Origin of the sequence: Bradyrhizobium zhengyangense, from assembly GCF_022012555.1 — a bacterium.
Lineage (GTDB): Bacteria > Pseudomonadota > Alphaproteobacteria > Rhizobiales > Xanthobacteraceae > Bradyrhizobium > Bradyrhizobium zhengyangense.
The window spans coordinates 246,255-265,150 of the sequence record NZ_JAKLTZ010000006.1; the positions used below are offsets into that span (position 1 = coordinate 246,255).

Genomic DNA, 18,896 nt, shown 5'->3' on the forward strand with positions numbered 1-18,896 from the left:
AAAACCGCTTCGCACTTTTCCGGATCATGCTTTAGCACGCACAGCAATCGTGCGAGCCCTGCTGCGCCGGCTCGCACAGCGTGCTGTGGATCTTGCCTTCCGCGCTGAAACGAAACGAGGCGCGGACGCGCAACGCACCTGCGACGGAATATTCGAGATCGATGCCGTTCTGCGCCGGATGGATTTCCTCCAGGCCGAAACCCGCCGAGGAAAAGGCGCTGAGCTTCGGTCCCCAATAGGTTTCGAGCTCGCGCCGGCCGCGATAGTTCTGCGTGCCGTTGCAGGTGCATTTCAGCTCGGCATCGTCGGCATAGAGGTCGAGCAGCGTCGGGAGGTCACCCTTGCGGCAGGCATCCACCCAATCAATGACAAGGCCCATCTGATCGAAATCGCTCAACGCCAGCAATCCTGTTTACCGCTGAAAAAACTTGGAGGCGGCTTAAGATCACCCTCGTGAATATGCGCTGAATAATAAAGACCGGACGATAACGGGTTCCCACCGGGAACCTACGGACGGACTTCGCCCTTTCGTCGTCCCCTCACCCACACGACAAATGCGATCAGCACGGCACCGGCAAGTGCAAACCAGGTGATCGCGTATTGCAGATGGTCGTCTTTCAGATGCACGTCGAGCGGACCCGGGCGCGGAATGCCGTTCGCCGGCACCGGCTGCTCGAGATCGACGTAGAAAGGCGCGATCGTGCCCCAGCCCAGGGCGCTAGCGATTGCCAGATGATCGCGCACGAACCACAACCGCTTGTCGCGATTTTCGGCCGGCGTCAGCCATCCCGCCTCTTCCGGGAAACGGAGATAGCCGGTGAGCGTAACGGGCGCGCCGGTCACAAGCTTCTGCACCGCGCGATCCTCGACCCCGCGCTCCTGCATTGTGTTCTCGACGAAGCCTGCATCGATCACCACGATCTCACCACTCGGCAGCCGCGCCGGCAGGAAAGCCCAGGTGCCGGGGGTGGATGCATCCTTACGCACGGCGGAGCCGGACGAATAGACCATCGCATCCGGCGACGCTGCATAGGTCGCGGTGAAGCTGACGCGGCGAAACTCGTCGCGCGCAGGCGTCAGCGTGGGCCATTGTGCAGGCGGCGGCAGCGCAACGGGTGCTGCCGCGAGGCGCTCGGTGAGCGCAGCGATCAGCTCGTGCTTGGCGGTGCGGCGCTGCAATTGCCAGACGCCGAGCGCGACGAAAGCGGCGGTCAGCAAAAGCGTGAACAGCATGAAGCCAGCCACACCGGGCTTGCGCAAAGTCTCGTTCATTTCCCGCGGTCGATCAGCCGGCCCGGGGCCGCCTTGTGATGGAATTGCAGCGCGATCAGAAGGGATTTCATCGAGCGCAGCGGCAGGAGCGTGGTGGCGAGGATCAGCGGCAGCCACAGCACCGCATGCAGCCAGAATGGCGGCTGATATTTGACCTCGACGACGAGCGCGCAGCCGACCACGATCGCGCCGGCCAGCATGATGATGAAGATCGCCGGACCGTCGCCAGCATCGATGAAGCCGTAGTCGAGGCCGCAGCGGTTGCAGGAGGGCGCCAGCGTCAGGAAGCCCGCATAGAGCTTGCCCTCGCCGCAGCGCGGGCATTTGCAGGCGAGCCCGCGCAGCGCGCTTTGCAGGACAGTGGGCTGGGCCTCTGGGGTGTCGGCGGTGTCGTTCATCGCACGCAAGCCTATCACAGTTTCGGCCAAAACTCCGGCCGCTGAAAAGCGAAAGGGCGGCCCTGCGGCCGCCCTTTGCAGATGATCAGCCGCGGCTCAGTGCGCGCCGTGGGCCATGGTCTCGGCGCCGTGTCCCCAGACATAGATGCACAGGAACAGGAACAGCCAGACCACGTCGACGAAATGCCAGTACCAGGCGGCAAACTCGAAACCGAGGTGCTGCTTCGGCGTGAAGTGGCCGGCGTAGGCGCGCGCCAGGCACACGATCAGGAAGATGGTGCCGACCAGCACGTGGAAGCCGTGGAAACCGGTCGCCATGAAAAAGGTCGCGCCGTAGACGTTGCCGGCAAACGAGAACGCCGCGTGGCTGTATTCGTAGGCCTGCACGGCGGTGAAGGTCGCGCCCAGCAGGACGGTGAGGATCAGACCATATTTGAGGCCTTGGCGATCGTTCTCGAGCAGGGCGTGGTGCGCCCACGTGACCGTGGTGCCCGAGGTAAGCAGGATCAGCGTGTTCAGCAGCGGCAGATGCCAGGGATCGAAGGTCTCGATGCCATGGGGCGGCCAGGTGCCCGGGGCCGAGCATGCGCCGGCAGCCGTGCCGAGGCCGCAGCCGAACACGGCGTCGCGGGTGGCGTGGACGGCATCGGCCGGGAACAGCGCGGCGTTGAAATAGGCCCAGAACCAGGCAACGAAGAACATCACCTCGGAGGCGATGAACAGGATCATGCCGTAGCGATGGCTGATCTGTACGACCCGGGTATGGTCGCCCTTGTACTGGGCTTCCTTGATCACGTCGCCCCACCAGCTCGCCATGGTGTAGAGCACGCCGACGGTGCCGATGCCGAAGATGATCGGCGCGGCCGAGACCATGTGGTGCATCCAGGTGATCGCGCCGACCGCCATGATGAAGGCAGAGACGGAGCCGACCGCCGGCCACGGAGACGGATCGACCAGATGGTAGTCGTGATGCTTGCCTTGCGCGGTAGCCATTGCGGTCTGTCTCCTCAATCCCGTGCCTATCCGGCACTTATCCCCTTAGTCCAACCCCTGAGCGTCAACCCGGCGGCTGGAGATTTCCCTTGCGTTTGTCGTCGTCGCCGGATGCGATCGGCTTCACCACCGGATCCTTCACTGGATAGAACGTGTAGGACAGCGTGATAGTGCTGAGCCCATCATTGTCGTGGTCATTGACGATCGACGGATCGACGTAGAACACCACGGGCATCTCGCGCTTCTCGCCGGGCGCCATGGTCTGCTCGGTGAAGCAGAAGCAATTGATCTTCTGGAAGTACGACCCGACCGTCAGCGGCGCGACATTGTAGGCGGCCTGGCCTGAGGTGGTGCGCGCGGCCTGGTTGGTCACGGTGTAATAGATCGTCGTGACCTGGCTGATATTGACCTCGATTTCGGTCTGCTCGGGCTCGAACTTCCAGGGCAGGCCGGGGGCGACGTTGGAATCGAACCGCACCGCGATCTTGCGCGCGATCGGGCCGGTGGCGGGCGCAGAGATCGCGACCTGGGTCGTGCCGTTGAAGCCGGTCGCGCGGCAGAACCAGTTGTAGAACGGCACCGCTGCGTAGGACGCGCCGACCATCAATGCGACCACGCCGCCGCAGATCGAGGCGACCAGCACATCGCGGCCGAGCCCCTTCCTGGCCGTCCGGCTCTGATCCTGCGATATGGTCGGCTTCTGATCCATCTTCCCCTACAGCGGCCGAACTAGAACCGCCGGTCCCTTGACCATGGTGACGGCGAAGAAAAGGATGACGAGCACACCGAGCGCCAAAGCAATGGCAATGGAGCGCTGGCGACGGCTCTTCTTCTGCGCCTCGGTAAGGACGATTCCATCTGGCTCGGGTTTGTCAGCCATTCCTGCCTCATGCGCCCCCAACCATCGGAGCAAGCGCCCGGAACACGACCTCGGCCAGCAAGGTCGCGAACAGCGCGAACAGGTACAGGATCGAGAAGGCGAACAGCTTTCGCGTCGCGCGCAGCGACGCAGCTCGCGTCCGGCGCATATAGACGTTGATCGCGAGCACCAGCATGCCGGCACCAAGGATCAGCGAGACGATGCCGTAGACGGCGTCGAAATAGCCAAGCACCCAGGGTGCTGCGGCCACCGCGATCAGCACGATGGTGTAGAGCAGGATCTGGAGGCGGGTCGCGTCGGGGCCGGCGACATTGGGCAGCATCGGAATGCCGGCGCGGGCATAGTCGTCGGAACGGAACAGCGCCAGCGCCCAGAAGTGCGGCGGCGTCCAGAAGAAGATGATGGCGAATAGCAGCAGCGGCTCGACATCGACCGTGCCTGTGACAGAAGCCCAGGCCACCACCGGCGGCAGCGCGCCGGCGGCGCCGCCGATCACGATGTTCTGCGCGGTCCAGCGCTTCAGGCCCATCGTGTAGATGACGACGTAGAAGAAGATGGTGAAGGCGAGCAGCGCACCCGCGATCCAGTTGACCAGGATGCCGAGCGTCATCACCGAGAAGAAGGCGAGCGTCATGCCGAACGCCATCGCTTCGGGCCGGGTGATGCGGCCGCGCGGGATCGGACGGTTCGCGGTGCGCGACATCTTCGCGTCGATATCGCCCTCGAGCGCCATGTTGAGCGCGCCCGAGGCACCGGCGCCGACGGCGATGCAGAGCAGCGAGGTGATTGCGAGCACCCAGTGGAAATGTCCCGGCGCCATCGCCATCCCGACCAGCGCGGTGAAGATCACGAGCGACATCACCCGCGGCTTGAGCAGCGCGAGGTAGTCACCAACCTCCGCCTCGGAGATGCGGGGATTGATGTCGATGGCGTTCTGATCGAGGACGGACACTTAAACCTGCTCGTTTCGTTGTAGAGCCGCGGCGCCCGTCACGGGCGCCGCGGGAGTTTTGTTGCTTACTGCACGCGGGGCAGCACTTCGAACTGGTGGAACGGCGGCGGCGAGGGCAGCGTCCATTCCAGCGTGGTGGCACCGGCGCCCCAGGGATTGTCGCCCGCCGGGACCTTCTTCATGAAGGCGTCGAACACGCAGTAGAGGAAGATCAGCACGCCGAAGCCGGAGATGTAGGAGCCGATCGACGAGACCAGGTTCCAGCCGGCGAACGCATCCGGATAGTCGACATAGCGGCGCGGCATGCCCGACAGGCCGAGGAAGTGCTGCGGGAAGAACACCAGGTTGACACCGACGAAGGTGAACCAGAAGTGCGCCTTCGCGATCGCCTCGTTGTACATGTAGCCCGTCATCTTCGGGAACCAGTAGTACCAGCCGGCGAAGATCGCGAACACCGCGCCGAGCGACAGCACGTAGTGGAAGTGCGCGACGACGTAATAGGTCTCCTGCAGCACGCGGTCGACGCCCGCGTTCGCCAGCACGACGCCGGTGACGCCACCGACCGTGAACAGGAAGATGAAGCCCACGGCCCAGATCATCGGGGCGCGGAAATCGATCGAGCCGCCCCACATCGTGGCGATCCAGGAGAAGATCTTCACGCCGGTCGGAACCGCGATCACCATCGTGGCGGCAACGAAGTAGGCCTGCGTCGCCGAGGACATGCCGACCGTGTACATGTGATGCGCCCACACCACGAAGCCGATGCCGCCGATCGCGACCATGGCGTAGGCCATGCCGAGATAGCCGAACACGGGCTTGCGCGAGAAGGTCGAGACGATCTGGCTGATCATGCCGAAGCCGGGCAGGATCAGGATGTACACCTCGGGGTGACCGAAGAACCAGAACAGGTGCTGGAACAGCACTGGGTCGCCGCCGCCCTCGGGATTGAAGAAGGTGGTCCCGAAGTTACGGTCGGTGAGCAGCATGGTGATCGCGCCGGCGAGAACCGGCAGCGACAGCAGCAGCAGGAACACCGTCACCAGGATCGACCACACGAACAGCGGCATCTTGTGCAGGGTCATGCCCGGCGCGCGCATGTTGAAGATCGTGGTGATGAAGTTGATGGCACCGAGGATCGACGAGGCGCCCGCCAGATGCAGCGAGAGGATCGCGAAGTCGACGGCCGGGCCCGGGTGGCCTGAGGCCGACAGCGGCACGTACATGGTCCAGCCGGCGCCGACGCCGTTGGCACCGGGCTCGCCCTCGACGAAGCTCGACAGCAGCAGCAGCGCGAACGAGGCCGGCAGCAGCCAGAACGAGATGTTGTTCATGCGCGGGAACGCCATGTCAGGCGCGCCGATCATCAGCGGCACGAACCAGTTGCCGAAGCCGCCGATCATCGCGGGCATGACCATGAAGAAGATCATGATCAGGCCGTGCGAGGTCACGAATACGTTATAGGTGTGCGTTTCGTGGAATATCTGGACGCCCGGGAACATCAACTCGGCACGGATCGCGATCGACATCGCGGCACCGATGATGCCCGCGATGACCGCGAAGATCAGGTACATCGTGCCGATGTCCTTGTGGTTGGTCGAATAGACGTAGCGACGCCATCCCGTCGGATGGGCGTGCTCGTGGTCATGTCCGTGGTCTTGCGCGTGATCGCCGTGTGCCGCTGCGCTGGTTGCCATTTTCAAATCCTGCCTTGCGTCCCGTTCGGACCTTTGGAGGTCCCGCCCTTTGTATCGCTTTCAGTCCCTTTGAGCCGTCGCCCGGCGCCTACTGCGTCGGGCCGGCCGCGGAGGCGAAGGTGCTGGTGCCGCCGCTCGCAAACTTCTTCTTCGCCGATTCAACCCAGGAGGCGAACTCCTGATCGTTCACCACGCGAATCGCGATCGGCATGAAGGCGTGGTCCTTGCCGCAAAGCTCCGAGCACTGGCCGTAGAACATGCCGGTCTTGGTGGCCTTGAACCAGGTCTCGTTCAGGCGCCCTGGAATGGCGTCGATCTTGACGCCGAACGCCGGCAGCGCGAACGCGTGGATGACGTCGGCGCCGGTGACCTGGACACGAATCACCTTGTTGACCGGAACCACCATCTCGTTGTCGACGCCGAGGAGGCGGGGCTGCTTGTCCTGAGCCAGCAACGAGTCGAACTCGAACTTGCCGTTATCAGGGTAAGCGTAGGACCAGTACCACTGCTTGCCGGTCGCCTTGATGGTCAGGTCCGCTTTCGGCACGTCGAGCTCGAGGAACAGCAGGCGGAACGACGGCACCGCGATGCCGACCAGGATCAGCACCGGCACCAGAGTCCACACCACCTCGATCAGCGTGTTGTGGGTGGTCCGCGACGGCACCGGATTGGCCTTCGCGTTGAACTTCATCACCACGATGACCAGCAGCGCCAGCACGAACAGCGTGATGACGATGATCAGCACGGACAAGAAGTTATGGAACCAGACGATGTTGTCCATCACCGGGGAAGCAGAGCCCTGCAGGTGCCATTCCCACGGCGCCGGCTGCCCGAGCTCGGCCTCGGCAAATGCCGCACCGCCCGTCGCCAGCGTCAGACCCGCCACGGCCAATCCCAGCAAGTGTCGGCCCACCCGGCCCATCGACATCTTCATGCCGTTCGCGCTCCCCTAACGAAATCACCCCAAGTGCCTTCCCCTGTTTTTGGGGAACGCTTATTCGATCCGCCCGTCTGACAAACCGCCGCGCAAGAATACCTCTAAGAGGAATTGGGGCCAGATCGCTAGAACGCCGAAATCAAGCCTCTCAAACCATAATTCTTGATCTATCGCAATGCAGTCTTGAGGCCCCTCTGTCTGCGATCACCCGCAAGATATTTCCTAGTAACATCAGACAAAAATACCGTTTCCCGGGATGCCGCGGCTTGACAGCCGGATTGCCCGCTGTAGGCACAGGCGCAGGGCCCCGCAGGAACCTGATTCGTGGCGGCAATGGCAGCCGAGGCGGCGCGGAATTTGCTTGTGAATTGCCTTCAAGACGCCGTCATTCCCGTATCAGTCCTCCAGCGCGAGCGACCCAAGCGAGCAGAGGGACCGACCCCGATGGGGCTTTCGAGATGCATGGCAAGATCGGTTCCAAGATCGGTTCTATGGCCGACTGAGGGTCTCACGACGCTGATCGGCCTCCTGGCTGTCGCCCTTTTCCTTGCCTTACCCGGCCTCGCCCATGCGCAGGGCGCGGTGCGCTCCGTTCATGGCGACTGGCAGATCCGCTGCGACACCCCGCCGGGCGCCCAGGCCGAGCAATGCGCCCTGATCCAGAGCGTGGTGGCGGAGGACCGCTCCAATGCCGGCCTCACCGTGATCGTGCTCAAGACCGCCGATCAGAAGAGCCGCCTGATGCGCGTGGTCGCGCCCTTAGGCGTGCTGCTGCCCTCGGGCCTCGGACTGAAGCTCGACAACCAGGACGTCGGCCGTGCCGGCTTCGTCCGCTGCCTGCCCAATGGCTGCGTCGCTGAGGTCGTCATGGACGACAAGCTGCTCGGCCAGCTCCGCAGCGCCAAGACCGCGACCTTCATCATCTTCGAGACGCCGGAAGAAGGCATCGGCTTCCCGCTCAGCCTGAACGGACTCGGCGAGGGCTATGACAAGCTGCCATAGGGCTAAGCCAGCGGCGAACCTATTGTTTCCGTAATGTGAGGCGTCGCGCCCTCGCGGAACCAATCCAAAACCATTATCTTGCCTCACATCCCCCGATAATGGACGGACGCATGACCAATCCTGCCACAACCTCCCTGCTCGACCGCGCCAATCTCGACCGCGACCAGGTTCGCAACGAGGTCTCGCGCGGGCTCTCCGGTGCCGACGACGGCGAATTGTTCCTGGAATACAGCCAGACAGAAGCGCTGATGTTCGACAATGGGCGGCTGAAGCAGGCGACCTACGACACCTCGCAGGGCTTTGGCCTGCGCGCCGTCAAGGACGATGCGGTCGGCTATGCGCATTCCTCCGACGTGTCGCTGCCGGCGCTGATTCGCGCCGCCGACGCTGTCGCGGCCGTACGCGGCGGCTATTCCGGCAGCTTTGCCGCCCCGCCCCCGCACACCAATGTCCGCCTCTATGGCGATGAGAATCCGCTGGATGCGCCGGGCTTCGAGATCAAGGTCAAGCTGCTCGCCGAGATCGACGCTTACTTGCGCGACAAGGATCCGCGGGTGCGGCAGGTCAGCGTCAGCCTGGGCGCGACCTGGCAGGTCGTCGAGATCCTGCGCCCCGACGGCGAGAGCTATCGCGACATCCGCCCGCTGGTGCGCGTCAACATCTCCGTCGTCGCGGGTCAAGGCGACCGCCAGGAGAGCGGCAGCAAGGGTTATGGCGGCCGTGCCGGCTATGCCGAGTTCATCGAGAGCAAGAATTGGCGCGAAGCCGCCGACGGCGCACTGCGCGAGGCGCTGGTCAATCTGGAATCGATTCCGGCCCCCGCGGGCGAAATGGACGTCGTGCTGGGCGCCGGCTGGCCCGGCGTGATGCTGCATGAGGCGGTCGGCCACGGCCTCGAGGGCGACTTCAACCGCAAGAAGACCTCGGCTTTCGCCGGCCTGATGGGCCAGCAGGTCGCTGCGAAGGGCGTCACCGTGGTCGACGACGGCACCATCGCCGCAAGGCGCGGCTCGCTGTCGATCGACGACGAGGGCACGCCGACCAACCGCACCGTGCTGATCGAGGACGGCATCCTGGTTGGCTACATGCAGGACCGCCAGAACGCGCGGCTGATGAACATGAAGCCGACCGGCAATGGCCGGCGCCAGGGCTATGCCCATGTGCCGATGCCGCGCATGACCAACACGTACATGCTCGCGGGCGACCGCGACCCGGCCGAGATTCTCGCGTCGGTGAAGAACGGCGTGTTTGCCGCGAATTTCGGCGGCGGGCAGGTCGACATCACCTCGGGCAAATACGTGTTCCAGTGCACCGAGGCCTACAAGATCGAGAACGGCAAGCTGGGCGCGCCGCTGAAGGGCGCCATGCTGATCGGCAATGGGCCGACCGACCTGCATCGCATCCGCATGATCGGCAACGATCTCGCGCTCGATACCGGCATCGGCACCTGCGGCAAGAACGGCCAGGGCGTGCCTGTCGGCGTCGGCCAGCCGTCGCTTCTGATGGAACGCATTACGGTGGGTGGAACGGGCGCATGAGCGTTGAGAAGGTAACTGCCGCTCCCAAGCGGAAGGGCTCCGGCTTTGTCGCACAGCTGGTGCAGCTCGCCGGCATCGTCGCTGCTGTCTTCATCGCCAAGGGCGCGCTCGCCGAGCCGTTCTACGTGCCGTCGGGCTCGATGGAGCCGACGCTGTTGATCGGCGACGCGCTGCTCGCTTCGAAATTCCCCTATGGCTACGGCACCTCGTCGCTGCCGATCCAGATCAACCTGCCGGAAACCGGCCGGGTCTTCGCGGAGACGCCGAAGCAAGGCGACGTTGTCGTATTCCGCTGGCCCGGCGACCGCTCGCAGGCCTGGGTCAAACGCGTCGTCGGCCTTCCCGGCGACCGCATCCAGATGCGACAGGGGCAGCTCTTCATCAACGACCGTCCCGCCGAATTGAAGCCTGACGGCGTTGGTGCCGCCGAGGACGACAATGGCGGCAGCGAGCCGGCCTATCGTTACGTCGAGACGCTGCCGAACGGCGTCTCGCATCTCATCTTCAAGATGCGCGACAACGGTCCGCTCGACAACACGCCCGAGGTGAAGGTGCCGGCGGGATATCTGTTCGTGCTCGGCGACAACAGGGACAACTCCGCCGACAGCCGCGTGCCGCTGCGCTCTGGGGGCGTCGGGCTCTTGCCGGTCGACAATCTCGTCGGCCGTGCGGACGCCGTGCTCGGCTCCTGGGATCTCGGCATGCGCGGCCAACCGGTCTGGACCTGGCTCTCCGGCTTCCGGCTCGCGCGGTTCTTCACCGCCGTGCACTGAGGAGGTCTCATGACCTTCGACGACGTCAGAAAATTTGCGCTGACGTGGCCGGAGGTCGAGGACGGCACCTCCTACGGCACCCCCGCTCTGAAGGTGCGCAAGAAGATGCTGGCGCGCCTGAAAGAGGACGGCGACAGTCTGGTGATGCCTGACGTGCCGATCGACGAGCGCGCGATGCTGGTCGAGAGCCAACCGAAGATCTTCTACTTCACCGATCACTACGCCGACTATCCGATCGTTCTGATCCGCCTGTCCAAGGCGAAGCGCGCGGTCGTGGAGCCGCTTTTGCGGCGCCGTTGGCGCGTGCTGGCATCGAAGGCAGCGCGAGCCGACTATGATGCGCGCGCAAATGCATGACGCTCATGGATGAGCCGCGCTTTCTTGCGCTGGCGCTGAAGAACCCGGTCAACGTCGCGATCCTTGATGAGCTTGATCGGCTCGCGCTGCCGGATGCGTGGCTGGTCTCGGGATGCCTGGTGCAGACGGTATGGAATGTGCTCACGGGCCGCGCCATCGATCACGGCATCGCCGATTACGACATCTTCTACTTCGATCCTGATACCTCCTGGGACGCGGAGGACGCGGTGATCCGCAAACTGCAGGCGCAGCTCGATCATCTCGGCGTCAAGATCGAGACCCGCAACCAGGCCCGCGTGCATCTGTGGTACCCGGCCAAGCACGCCCTGCCCTATCCGCCATTGTCGTGCTCGACTGACGGCATCGGCCGTTTCCTGACGCAGAACACGCAAGTGGGCGTGAAGCCTGCTGGTGACGGTTACGAGGTCTACGCGCCGCACGGGCTTGGCGACGTCGCGGACCTGATTGCGCGCCCCAATCCCGGCCCGAATTTTTCCGCGGCAAATTACGCGGCGAAGGTGGCGCGATGGAAGGCGCTATGGCCGGAGCTTACGGTCATTGCTGCGGAGTGAGATGACGTCTTTCCCCGCGATGCATCCACATCGTCATTGCGAGCGCAGCGAAGCAATCGAGAATCCTTCCGCGGAGAGACGCTGGATTGCTTCGCTGCGCTCGCAATGTCGGTGGAAAAGGCTGCGCCTACCGCACCACGCCCGACGTGAACCCGGCCTTCCGCCGCGGCGGCTTGATGTCCTTTTTCAGGAAGCAGCGCGCCTCGCGCCCGGTATAGCCGGGGCGGGCATAGGTGAAGGCGCGGCACTTGTTGTCGGCGGTACAGGCGGCCTTGCAGACTTCCTCGCCCTCGCCCTCCTTGAGCTCGAAATTGCGCAAATCGCCGCCGGGGCGGTCGATCGAGGTCTCGACGCCCTCGACACGCGGCTCGATCACGCCGGCGCCGCGCACGCCGGAGATACAGCAATTGGCTGGCTGTCGCGGCGGCACGGTATTCTTGAGCCAGCATACAGCCGCGGCCCCATCGATATCAGGATAGCTGAAGCTCCAGGCGCGGCAGCGGCGATCGCGCTCGCAAAGCAATGCGCAATCCTCGGGATCACCCGACGTGACCGGCGTGCTGAAATAATCGCCGCCGGGCCGGTCGAACGCCGTCTGGGCTCGGGCAGGGACGCTCGCAAAGGCGAGCGCAAGCAGCGCGGCACAGGCCACGACGCAAGCCAAAGCCCTTGCCATCACGACCTTTGCCATGACGGCCTCAGGCGGGCGGCCCTTCCCCATCGGAACAGCTTTCGAGTTATTGACGACGCTCAGGTTTTTTCGGCCGGTCATTTGATCGCCGTAAACCTGTACGGGCGATGAACGGCCTAGAACCTGGTCGTTGGTCTATTTGCCTAGAGCTAGAACGCGTATTCCGCGTAGGCCGGTTCCACCGAGCCCTTCCAGGAGCCGTTGAACTTCTCGAGCATCTCCTCGGCCGGTGTCCGACCGGAATCGATGATGCGATCGAGCGGCTCCAGATGCCGGGTTTCGTCGCGGCCGATGGCGTCGATGCGACCGCGGCGACGCAGGCCCGCATGTGCCAGTACGAGGCATTCCTTGGCGATCTCGAACAGATAGTGGTCCTTGATCCGGGCCTTGAAGCCGAAGCGCGGCACATCGTCGCGTAGCGCCTGGCGTTCATGTGCAGTCCAGTGCTTCACCAAGTCCCAGGCTGCATCGAGCGACACGTCGTCATAGAGCAGTCCAGCCCAGAACGCCGACAGCGCCGGCAGCCGGCCCCATGGGCCGCCATCGGAGCCGCGCATCTCGAGGTAACGCTTCAGCCGTACCTCCGGGAAGATCGTCGAGAGATGGTTGGCCCAGTCCGACAGCGTCGGACGCTCGCCGGGCAGATTGTTGTTGCGGCCGTCGAAGAAGGCGCGGAACGAGGAGCCCGACACGTCGATGTAATCGTCGCCGCGCTTGACGAAATACATGGGCACGTCGAGCGCGTAGTCGACATAGCGCTCAAAGCCCATGCCGTCCTCGAACGCCCACGGCATCATGCCAGCACGCGCATTGTCGGTGTCGCGCCAGATTTCGGAGCGGAAGGAGAGGAAGCCGTTCGGCTTGCCTTCCGTGAACGGCGAATTGGCGAACAGGGCGGTCGCGACCGGCTGCAGCGCCAGCGAGACGCGCAGCTTCTTGACCATGTCGGCTTCGGAGGAGAAATCGAGATTGGTCTGCACCGTGCAGGTCCGGTACATCATGTCGAGGCCGTATTGGCCGACCTTCGGCATGTAGTTGGTCATGATCTTGTAGCGGCCCTTGGGCATGACCGGGATGTCGGCGCGCGACCAGGACGGCGTCATGCCGAGGCCGAGGAAGCCGATGCCCAGCGGAGTCGCGATCTCGCGCACCTGCGCCAGATGCGCCATCAGCTCGCTCTGGGTCTGGTGCACGTTCTCGACCGGCGCGCCTGACAGTTCGAACTGTCCGCCGGGTTCGAGCGAGATCGCGCCGCCGCCGGTGACGTCGTAGAGACCGATGATGTTACCCTTCTCCATGATCGGCTCCCAGCCGAGCAGGAGTTTCATGCCCTCGAGCAGCGCACCGATGCCGCGCGCGCCTTCGTACGGCACGGGACGGTGGCCTTCGAGCGTGAACGGCGTCTTCTCGTGCTCGGTACCCATACGGAATTCGGACGGGTCCTTGCAGCCGGCCTCGAACCACGCGACGAGCTCGTCGCGTGATTGCAGCGGCGTCATATCGATCTGGTCTCGCGCCATATCAAACTCTAATCAAAAGGGCGCTTCGATCGAAGGCGCGCGGGTGATGGGGACGGTCCGCGAACCCCCAGGGGTGCACGGACGAGCTGGTTTGCCGCGCGGTCATCGCGACGGCGAGGTTTCGTTGACGTTCGCGACGGGCGGCAGCTTCATCTCGCCGCACGAGCACCCGAGCCGGTCGAGCAGACCGCTGAGCTTGACGGCATCGGCATCGGACAGTTTCGAGCCGACATATTTCTCGATCGCAGCCGAGTAGGCGCCCCACATCCGCTTCTGCAATTCGCGGCCGGCCTCCGTGATCTCGACGAACTGGCCGCGCTTGTCGATCTTGCATTCACGCCGGGAGGCGAGGCCCTCGTCGACCAGGCGGTCGATCAGTCGCGAGGTGGAGTATTGCGGGATCAGCATTTGCCGCTCGAGCTCCACCGGCCGCAGCTCTCCGCTCGGCGCGCGCGACAATTCGAGCAGCGCGTCGTACCATGCCAGTGGCGGGAACCCGGCCTTCTTGAGGTCCTGCTCCACGCAGTCAAGCACGCGGCTCTGCACCCGCATCAGGCGGATCCAGGCACTGGTTGCCTCGGTTGATGGTTTGCGTTTCATGGTCCCGCTCAAGCTCGTCGTCCGCTTCTTACCCCACTCGATGCACCTGCATCAATCTTGACTATTGGATGCAGATGCATGTAGGCGTTCTTTCGCCCCAACCAAGCGTCAAGAGGAGGAAATTCCATGAAACTGTATTACTCGCCCGGCGCCTGCTCGCTGTCCCCCCATATCGCGCTTCTGGAGGCCGACCTGCCCTATGAGCTGGTCAAGGTCGATATCCGGGCCAAAAAGCTCGAAAACGGTGAAGACTACCTGAAGGTCAATCCCAAGGGTCAGGTTCCCGCGCTGGGCCTCGATAACGGTGAGATCGTGACCGAAGGCCCGGTCATTGTCCAGATGATCGCCGACAAGGCCCCGGCCAAGGCGCTGGCGCCCGCGCGCGACAGCTCCGAACGCTACAAGCTGCTCGAATGGCTGAACTTCCTCACCTCCGAGGTGCACAAGAGCTTCGGCCCGATGTTCGCGCCGGCGCTGAATGACGACGCCAAGGCGTTCTTCAAGGACCGCGTCATGGGCAAGCTGAAGCACATCGACAGCCAGCTCGCCGGCAAGGACTACCTCATGGGCAAGCAGTTCTCGGTCGCCGACGGCTATCTCTTCACCATGCTGACCTGGGGCGACCGCATGAAGTTCGACCTTTCGGCGATGCCGAATCTGACCGCCTACAAGGCCCGCGTCGCGGCCCGGCCGAAGGTGCAGGAAGCGCTGACCAAGGAAGGGCTGGCGCAGGCGAAGTAAGCCCGCACAGGCTGCGAAAACGCAAAAGGCCGGATCGACGATCCGGCCTTTTTGTTGTGAACCCTTTCACGGGCAATGACGTCGAAAGGCCATCGCCACCAGACAGTTGCTCCCATGAACATGATCGTTCTCATGACCGCAGCCGGCGCGCCGCTCGCGATGCTCGGCTTGTCGACCCCGGTCGCGCCGCAGCGCAATTGCATCTTCATTGTCCATCCGCAGATCACCTCTGCCGTGTTCGAGAGCAAGGAAGGAAAGATCGTCTTTCCGGACCGGCCGACCGAACATCCGTGCAGCTACACCAAGACAAAGGGCGGAGCGGACATCACCTTCACCAACCAGAATGGCTGGCGCTTCGAGGTGCGCGTTGGCCGCGGCGACGAAGGCCGCTGGACGGCCGGTCTCGCTGACGACGCGGTCACGGGCCGCGCATTCTCGCCGTTCGGGGATGGAAAATAGAAAAGGCCGGATCAAGGATCCGGCCTTCGTTGTCTCTATCGTCGCGGTGCCGATCAGGCCGCGGCCTTCTTCGGCGCGAAACGGCCGTAGAAGGTCTCGCCCTTCGCCGCCATCTCTTCAAGCAGCTTCGGCGGCGCGAAGCGCGAGCCGTATTTCGCCTCGAGCTTGTGGCATAGCTCGACAAACTTTTTCGTGCCCATGAAGTCGATGTAGGACAGCGTGCCACCGGTGAACGGCGCGAAGCCGAAGCCGAGGATCGAGCCGACATCCGCTTCGCGCGGATCGGTGATGACGTGATCCTCGACCGTGCGCGCGGCTTCCACCGCCTGCACCACGAGGAAGCGCTGCTTCAGCTCCTCGACGTCGAGCGTGTCGGGGTCGAGTTGCTTCGGCTGCAGCGCCGAGAGGCCCGGCCACAGGCTCTTCTGGCCCTTGCCCTCGGGATAGTCGTAGAAGCCCTTCTTGTTCTTGCGGCCGAGGCGGCCCTGCTTCTCGACCATCTCGACCATCAGCTTCTTCTGGTCGGGGTTGATGGCGTTCGGGCCGAGATCGGCTTCGGTCGCCTTCATGATCTTGAGGCCGAGGTCGAGCGCAACCTCGTCCGAGAGCGAGAGCGGGCCGACCGGCATACCGGCCATCTTGGCGCAGTTCTCGATCATCGCCGGCGGCACGCCTTCGAGAAACATCTCGTTGCCCTCGGCGACGTAGCGACCGACGCAGCGATTGGCGAAGAAGCCGCGGCTATCGTTGACCACGATCGGCGTCTTGCCGATCTGGCGGACGTAATCGAGTGCAGTCGCGAGCGCGAGATCGCCGGTGTTCTTGCCTTTGATGATCTCGACCAGCATCATCTTCTCGACCGGCGAGAAGAAGTGGATGCCGACGAACTTGCCCTGGTCCTTGAACGACTCGGCCAGCGAGGTGATCGGCAGCGTCGACGTGTTCGACGCAAAGATCACGTCCGGCTTGAGATATTCCTGCGCCTTGGCGAAGGTCTCTGCCTTGACCTTGCGGTCCTCGAACACGGCCTCGATGACGAGGTCGACGTCCTTCAGCGCGGCATAGTCCGCGGTCGGCGTGATGCGCGCGAGCAGCTTCTCGGCATCATCGGGCTTGGCGCGGCCCTTCTTGATCTGATCCTCGATCACCTTCTGCGCATGGGCCTTGCCCTTGTCGGCGCTCTCCTGGTCGCGGTCGATCAGGACGACGTCGAGGCCGGCGCGGGCCGAGACGTAGCCAACACTGGCGCCCATGAAGCCGGCGCCGATCACGGCGATCTTCTTCACCTTGGTTGCGGGCACGTCCTTCGGGCGGCGCGCGCCCTTGTTGAGCTCCTGCATCGACAGGAACAGGCTGCGGATCATCGCGGCCGCTTCCTTCGAGCGCAGCACCGAGGTGAAGTAGCGCGACTCGACGCGAAGCGCGGCATCGATCGGCAACTGCAGGCCCTCATAGACGCAGCTCATGATCGCGCGCGCGGCCGGATAGTTATCGTAGGTCTCGCGGCGATAGATCGCGTTGCCGGCCGGGAACATCATCATGCCGGCCTTCGAGAACACCGGACCGCCCGGAAGCTTGAAACCCTTCTCGTCCCAGGGCGCCACGGCCTTGCCGCCACCCTTGATCCAGTCCTTGGCGGCCTTGATGAGATCGGCAGCGGGAACGATGGCGTGGATCAGGTTGAGCTGCTTCGCCTTCTCGATCGTAACAGGATCGCCCTTGAGCAGGATCGTCATGGCATCCTGCGGCGGCACCAGGCGCGGCACGCGCTGCGTACCGCCGGCGCCGGGGAACAGGCCGACCTTGACCTCGGGCAGGCCGAGACGCGTCTTGGGATTCTCGGCCGCCACGCGATAGTGGCAGCACAGCGTGATCTCGAAACCGCCGCCAAGCGCGAGGCCGTTGATTGCGGCGGCCCACGGCTTGCCTGAGGTTTCGATCGAGCGCAGCACCAGCGAGAAGCGGCGGCTCTGGTCGAACAGCATCTGATTCGCGGCGGTCTCGCCCTGCTCCCTAAAGACCTTTGCGTAGGCCTGGTTCATGCCCTCGAGCATGGACAGGTCGGCGCCGGCGCAGAACGCCTCTTTCGCCGAGGTAATGACGACGCCCTTCACAGCTGCGTCACCAGTGGTTTCCTTGACGATCGCATCGAGCTCGCTGGTCGAGGTCTCGTCGAGCACGTTCATCGAACGGCCCGGGATGTCCCAGGTGACGAGCGCGATGCCGTCGGAATCGGTCTCAACCTTGAAGTTCTTGTACGACATGGTGGTTGCTCCCTACCCCTTAGACGCGCTCGATGATGGTCGCGGTGCCCATGCCGCCGCCGATGCACAGCGTGACCAGGGCGGTGGACTTGTTGGTGCGCTCTAGCTCGTCGAGCACGGTGCCCAGGATCATTGCACCGGTGGCGCCGAGCGGATGGCCGAGCGCGATGGCGCCGCCATTGACGTTGATTCTTGCGTTGTCGATGTCGAAGGCCTGGATGTAGCGCAGCACGACCGAGGCAAAAGCCTCGTTGAGCTCAAACAGGTCGATATCAGACTTCTTCATGCCGGAACGCGCGAACAGCTTTTCGGTGACGTCGACCGGACCGGTCAGCATCATCGCCGGCTCCGAGCCGATGTTTGCGAATGCACGTATTTTGGCGCGCGGCTTCATGCCGTATTTCGCACCTGCCTCCTTGCTGCCGAGCAGCACGGCGCCGGCGCCGTCGACGATGCCGGAGGAGTTGCCGGCATGGTGCACGTAATTGACGCGCTCGATCTCCGGATGCGACTGCACCGCGACGCCGTCAAAGCCGCCCATCTGCGCCATCATCGTGAACGACGGCTGCAGCTGCGCCAGCGACTGCATCGTCGTCGAGGGACGCATGTGCTCGTCCTTGGCGAGAATAGTGAGGCCGTTGATGTCCTTCACCGGCACGACCGACTTGTTGAAGCGGCCCTCGTCCCAGGCCTTAGCCGCACGCTGCTGGCTCTGCACGGCATAGGCGTCGACGTCGTCGCGCGAGAAGCCGTACTTGGTGGCGATCAGATCGGCCGAGACACCCTGCGGCATGAAGTAAGCGGGCACCGCCATCGAGGGATCCATCGGCCAGGCGCCGCCGGAGGCACCGATGCCGACGCGGCTCATCGATTCGGCACCGCCGCCGATCACGAGCTCATGCTGGCCGCTCATCACCTGCGCGGCGGCGAAGTTCACGGCATCGAGACCGGAGGCGCAGAAGCGGCTGATCTGCACGCCGGGGACGGCTTCGCCGAGACCCGCCTTCAGCGCGGCAAAGCGCGCGATGTCGGAGCCGGCCTCGCCGACCGGATCGACCACGCCGAGCACGACGTCGTCGACCGAATCTTCCGGCAGATTGTTGCGGTCCTTCAGCGCCTTCAGCGGCACGGTGGCGAGCGCCAGCGCGGTGACTTCGTGCAGCGCGCCGTCAGCCTTGCCGCGGCCACGGGGGGTGCGAACGTGATCGTAGATGAATGCCTCAGGCATGACGCCCTCCTGATCTGTTGTTCGA

Annotated in this window: 21 protein-coding genes; 7 read left to right on the forward strand and 14 right to left on the reverse strand. The window is 64.0% G+C overall.

Going from position 1 to position 18,896, the window contains the following annotated elements; translation table 11 throughout:
- Positions 1-31: 31 nt before the first annotated feature.
- The 9 genes from L6639_RS23970 to coxB all read right to left on the reverse strand — a co-directional run bounded on the left by L6639_RS23970 (position 32) and on the right by coxB (position 7,123).
- Positions 32-397, reverse strand: a complete 366-nt coding sequence (locus L6639_RS23970; protein WP_237864096.1) for a nuclear transport factor 2 family protein — start codon at positions 395-397, stop codon at positions 32-34.
- A gap of 110 nt (positions 398-507) precedes the next feature.
- Positions 508-1,272 carry an SURF1 family protein gene (locus L6639_RS23975; protein ID WP_237864097.1) on the reverse strand — a complete coding sequence of 255 codons (765 nt, stop codon included), beginning with the start codon at positions 1,270-1,272 and terminating at the stop codon, positions 508-510.
- Positions 1,269-1,670 (reverse strand): DUF983 domain-containing protein, encoded by a 402-nt coding sequence (locus L6639_RS23980; RefSeq protein WP_237864098.1) that lies wholly within the window; start codon positions 1,668-1,670, stop codon positions 1,269-1,271. Before L6639_RS23980 ends, L6639_RS23975 begins: the two co-directional genes overlap by 4 nt.
- Before the next feature lie 96 nt (positions 1,671-1,766).
- Positions 1,767-2,663 (reverse strand): cytochrome c oxidase subunit 3, encoded by an 897-nt coding sequence (locus tag L6639_RS23985; protein ID WP_237864099.1) that lies wholly within the window; start codon positions 2,661-2,663, stop codon positions 1,767-1,769.
- Between the two features lie 64 nt (positions 2,664-2,727).
- Positions 2,728-3,372 carry a cytochrome c oxidase assembly protein gene (locus tag L6639_RS23990; protein WP_237864100.1) on the reverse strand — a complete coding sequence of 215 codons (645 nt, stop codon included), beginning with the start codon at positions 3,370-3,372 and terminating at the stop codon, positions 2,728-2,730.
- A 6-nt stretch (positions 3,373-3,378) separates the two neighbouring features.
- Positions 3,379-3,543, reverse strand: coding sequence for a CoxF protein (locus L6639_RS23995; RefSeq protein ID WP_128954359.1), 165 nt, complete (start codon positions 3,541-3,543; stop codon positions 3,379-3,381).
- A 7-nt stretch (positions 3,544-3,550) separates the two neighbouring features.
- Positions 3,551-4,495 carry a heme o synthase gene (locus tag L6639_RS24000; protein ID WP_237864101.1) on the reverse strand — a complete coding sequence of 315 codons (945 nt, stop codon included), beginning with the start codon at positions 4,493-4,495 and terminating at the stop codon, positions 3,551-3,553.
- Between the two features lie 65 nt (positions 4,496-4,560).
- Positions 4,561-6,189 (reverse strand): cytochrome c oxidase subunit I, encoded by a 1,629-nt coding sequence (gene ctaD, locus L6639_RS24005; RefSeq protein ID WP_237864102.1) that lies wholly within the window; start codon positions 6,187-6,189, stop codon positions 4,561-4,563.
- 88 nt (positions 6,190-6,277) lie between these two features.
- The gene (coxB, locus tag L6639_RS24010; protein ID WP_237864103.1) at positions 6,278-7,123 is read right to left on the reverse strand and encodes a cytochrome c oxidase subunit II; all 846 of its coding nucleotides are present in this window, start codon (positions 7,121-7,123) and stop codon (positions 6,278-6,280) included.
- Positions 7,124-7,570: 447 nt separating this feature from the next.
- Here coxB and L6639_RS24015 point away from each other — a divergent pair, with 447 nt between their 5' ends.
- The 5 genes from L6639_RS24015 (at position 7,571) to L6639_RS24035 (ending at position 11,368) form a co-directional block, all read left to right on the forward strand.
- Positions 7,571-8,128 carry an invasion associated locus B family protein gene (locus L6639_RS24015; RefSeq protein ID WP_377807496.1) on the forward strand — a complete coding sequence of 186 codons (558 nt, stop codon included), beginning with the start codon at positions 7,571-7,573 and terminating at the stop codon, positions 8,126-8,128.
- 110 nt (positions 8,129-8,238) lie between these two features.
- A complete protein-coding gene (tldD, locus tag L6639_RS24020; protein WP_237864105.1) occupies positions 8,239-9,666 on the forward strand; it encodes a metalloprotease TldD in 1,428 nt (475 codons plus the stop codon).
- Entirely contained in the window at positions 9,663-10,439 is a 777-nt protein-coding gene (gene lepB, locus L6639_RS24025) for a signal peptidase I (protein WP_237864106.1), read from the forward strand. The genes tldD and lepB overlap by 4 nt, the downstream gene beginning before the upstream one ends.
- 9 nt (positions 10,440-10,448) lie before the next feature.
- Positions 10,449-10,796 carry an MmcQ/YjbR family DNA-binding protein gene (locus L6639_RS24030; protein ID WP_237864107.1) on the forward strand — a complete coding sequence of 116 codons (348 nt, stop codon included), beginning with the start codon at positions 10,449-10,451 and terminating at the stop codon, positions 10,794-10,796.
- A gap of 5 nt (positions 10,797-10,801) precedes the next feature.
- Entirely contained in the window at positions 10,802-11,368 is a 567-nt protein-coding gene (locus L6639_RS24035) for a nucleotidyltransferase family protein (RefSeq protein ID WP_237864365.1), read from the forward strand.
- A gap of 127 nt (positions 11,369-11,495) precedes the next feature.
- Here L6639_RS24035 and L6639_RS24040 read toward each other — a convergent pair whose 3' ends face one another.
- The 3 genes from L6639_RS24040 to L6639_RS24050 all read right to left on the reverse strand — a co-directional run bounded on the left by L6639_RS24040 (position 11,496) and on the right by L6639_RS24050 (position 14,179).
- Positions 11,496-12,089, reverse strand: coding sequence for a PAN domain-containing protein (locus L6639_RS24040; RefSeq protein ID WP_237864366.1), 594 nt, complete (start codon positions 12,087-12,089; stop codon positions 11,496-11,498).
- 119 nt (positions 12,090-12,208) lie between these two features.
- A complete protein-coding gene (locus L6639_RS24045; protein WP_237864108.1) occupies positions 12,209-13,579 on the reverse strand; it encodes a glutamate--cysteine ligase in 1,371 nt (456 codons plus the stop codon).
- A gap of 102 nt (positions 13,580-13,681) precedes the next feature.
- Positions 13,682-14,179: a MarR family winged helix-turn-helix transcriptional regulator gene (locus tag L6639_RS24050; RefSeq protein ID WP_063197904.1), complete on the reverse strand. Its 498-nt coding sequence runs from the start codon at positions 14,177-14,179 to the stop codon at positions 13,682-13,684.
- A gap of 126 nt (positions 14,180-14,305) precedes the next feature.
- Here L6639_RS24050 and gstA point away from each other — a divergent pair, with 126 nt between their 5' ends.
- Entirely contained in the window at positions 14,306-14,920 is a 615-nt protein-coding gene (gene gstA, locus L6639_RS24055; RefSeq protein ID WP_237864109.1) for a glutathione transferase GstA, read from the forward strand.
- A 114-nt stretch (positions 14,921-15,034) separates the two neighbouring features.
- Positions 15,035-15,379 (forward strand): hypothetical protein, encoded by a 345-nt coding sequence (locus L6639_RS24060; protein WP_237864110.1) that lies wholly within the window; start codon positions 15,035-15,037, stop codon positions 15,377-15,379.
- Positions 15,380-15,432: 53 nt separating this feature from the next.
- On the opposite strand, the gene L6639_RS24065 is transcribed toward L6639_RS24060, so the two are convergent.
- Both L6639_RS24065 and L6639_RS24070 read right to left on the reverse strand, forming a co-directional pair.
- A complete protein-coding gene (locus L6639_RS24065) occupies positions 15,433-17,643 on the reverse strand; it encodes an FAD-dependent oxidoreductase (RefSeq protein WP_237864111.1) in 2,211 nt (736 codons plus the stop codon).
- Between the two features lie 19 nt (positions 17,644-17,662).
- A complete protein-coding gene (locus tag L6639_RS24070; RefSeq protein ID WP_237864112.1) occupies positions 17,663-18,871 on the reverse strand; it encodes an acetyl-CoA C-acetyltransferase in 1,209 nt (402 codons plus the stop codon).
- Positions 18,872-18,896: the final 25 nt, after the last annotated feature.

What these genes read in the sequence shown, in the direction of transcription:
- L6639_RS23975 (WP_237864097.1), bottom strand. Translation starts at nt 1,272, where the DNA reads ATGAACGAGACTTTGCGCAAGCCCGGTGTGGCTGGCTTCATGCTGTTC.
- L6639_RS23980 (WP_237864098.1), bottom strand. Translation starts at nt 1,670, where the DNA reads ATGAACGACACCGCCGACACCCCAGAGGCCCAGCCCACTGTCCTGCAA.
- L6639_RS23985 (WP_237864099.1), bottom strand. Translation starts at nt 2,663, where the DNA reads ATGGCTACCGCGCAAGGCAAGCATCACGACTACCATCTGGTCGATCCG.
- L6639_RS23990 (WP_237864100.1), bottom strand. Translation starts at nt 3,372, where the DNA reads ATGGATCAGAAGCCGACCATATCGCAGGATCAGAGCCGGACGGCCAGG.
- L6639_RS23995 (WP_128954359.1), bottom strand. Translation starts at nt 3,543, where the DNA reads ATGGCTGACAAACCCGAGCCAGATGGAATCGTCCTTACCGAGGCGCAG.
- ctaD (WP_237864102.1), bottom strand. Translation starts at nt 6,189, where the DNA reads ATGGCAACCAGCGCAGCGGCACACGGCGATCACGCGCAAGACCACGGA.
- coxB (WP_237864103.1), bottom strand. Translation starts at nt 7,123, where the DNA reads ATGAAGATGTCGATGGGCCGGGTGGGCCGACACTTGCTGGGATTGGCC.
- L6639_RS24015 (WP_377807496.1), top strand. Translation starts at nt 7,571, where the DNA reads ATGGGGCTTTCGAGATGCATGGCAAGATCGGTTCCAAGATCGGTTCTA.
- tldD (WP_237864105.1), top strand. Translation starts at nt 8,239, where the DNA reads ATGACCAATCCTGCCACAACCTCCCTGCTCGACCGCGCCAATCTCGAC.
- lepB (WP_237864106.1), top strand. Translation starts at nt 9,663, where the DNA reads ATGAGCGTTGAGAAGGTAACTGCCGCTCCCAAGCGGAAGGGCTCCGGC.
- L6639_RS24030 (WP_237864107.1), top strand. Translation starts at nt 10,449, where the DNA reads ATGACCTTCGACGACGTCAGAAAATTTGCGCTGACGTGGCCGGAGGTC.
- L6639_RS24035 (WP_237864365.1), top strand. Translation starts at nt 10,802, where the DNA reads ATGGATGAGCCGCGCTTTCTTGCGCTGGCGCTGAAGAACCCGGTCAAC.
- L6639_RS24040 (WP_237864366.1), bottom strand. Translation starts at nt 12,089, where the DNA reads ATGGGGAAGGGCCGCCCGCCTGAGGCCGTCATGGCAAAGGTCGTGATG.
- L6639_RS24045 (WP_237864108.1), bottom strand. Translation starts at nt 13,579, where the DNA reads ATGGCGCGAGACCAGATCGATATGACGCCGCTGCAATCACGCGACGAG.
- L6639_RS24050 (WP_063197904.1), bottom strand. Translation starts at nt 14,179, where the DNA reads ATGAAACGCAAACCATCAACCGAGGCAACCAGTGCCTGGATCCGCCTG.
- gstA (WP_237864109.1), top strand. Translation starts at nt 14,306, where the DNA reads ATGAAACTGTATTACTCGCCCGGCGCCTGCTCGCTGTCCCCCCATATC.
- L6639_RS24060 (WP_237864110.1), top strand. Translation starts at nt 15,035, where the DNA reads ATGAACATGATCGTTCTCATGACCGCAGCCGGCGCGCCGCTCGCGATG.
- L6639_RS24065 (WP_237864111.1), bottom strand. Translation starts at nt 17,643, where the DNA reads ATGTCGTACAAGAACTTCAAGGTTGAGACCGATTCCGACGGCATCGCG.
- L6639_RS24070 (WP_237864112.1), bottom strand. Translation starts at nt 18,871, where the DNA reads ATGCCTGAGGCATTCATCTACGATCACGTTCGCACCCCCCGTGGCCGC.